The organism is Nocardioides luteus (assembly GCF_014648595.1).
Taxonomy (GTDB): Bacteria; Actinomycetota; Actinomycetes; order Propionibacteriales; family Nocardioidaceae; genus Nocardioides; species Nocardioides luteus.
This window is the reverse complement of the sequence record NZ_BMRK01000015.1, coordinates 1-748: the sequence shown is the minus strand read 5'-3', so window position 1 is coordinate 748 and position 748 is coordinate 1.

Genomic DNA, 748 nt, shown 5'->3' with positions numbered 1-748 from the left:
CGAGCCGCCGGAGCCCCTGGGCGGAGGCGTGTCGAGACCAACACGGTCCGTGCCGTGGATGATCGCTCCAAGACCCAAGCCCCCGGAGGTCGAGCCTGTCGAGACCCCTTTCGCGGACGCACCGCCCCACCGGTGGTCGACCTTGTCGAGACCACGCGCGTGCGGACATCGCTAAGCGACTGTGTTTTTCGCTCCCAGGTCCGCCGCCGACCCGATCTCTGAGTGTTTCTCGACCACGCACCGCGTCAAGGACGCCTTCGGCGCCGGCTTCGCCGACCGCTTCGCCATCCTTGACCCGGCCCCCGATCGAGAAAAGATTCCGCCTATGTCGGGGCGGCGGCGACGGGTGTGGCGCGGGCTCATGCGGTGCGAAGAGCCGATGTCGAGCCAGGGCACGGGTCCTCGCCCACGCTGGTCGAGACCCGGCCCCCGGTGGTCGAGCTTGTCGAGACCACCCCTGCGTGTGGACATCGCTAAGCGGCTGTTCTTTCGTTCCCAGGTTCGCCGCCGACCCGATCTCTCAGTGTCTCTCGATCGCGCACCGCGTCAAGGACGGGCTACGCCCGCCGCTTGCGCGGCCGCTTCGCGGTCCTTGACCCGGCACCCGATCGAGAAAAAGATTCCGCCGATATCGGGGCGGCGGCGAGGGGTGTGGCGCGGGCTCATGGGGCTTCGAAAGAGCCGACGTGGGGGTAGGTAGGGACCCCGCCCCCGCTGGTCGAGCCGCCGGAGCCCCTGGGCGGAGGCG